This is a genomic window from Halohasta sp. A2, assembly GCF_056175805.1.
Genome location: NZ_JAQFWV010000370.1, coordinates 1 through 228, shown reverse-complemented (window position 1 = coordinate 228; position 228 = coordinate 1). Strand labels below are relative to the sequence as shown.

The following is a 228-nucleotide window of genomic DNA, read 5'->3' as shown; positions in this document are numbered from 1 at the left end:
CTTCGACGGAACAAGTTCCAGCGCGTAGGGAATAGCCTGACTCCGTAGTCTGTGGCGGAGTTTGGGTGATTTGCCGAAATTGCTGTCACCGAGAACACAGCCGAAGTCGAGGCCGCTGTCAGCGGCCCCTTCGACCAGATCACCGCCGATTTCGTGTTTTGATTGGTACTCGAGATCCTCAGGAATTCCAGCGTCTTCCCGTCGTTGAGCGTACTGTTGCTGTTGTTG

The 228-nt window shown here is 55.3% G+C and carries 1 protein-coding gene; it reads right to left on the bottom strand.

Translation table 11 applies throughout. From position 1 onward, the window contains the following. The coding region (locus tag O2S87_RS19465; protein WP_475410273.1) for a transposase at positions 1 to 228 on the bottom strand (228 nt) is incomplete at both ends.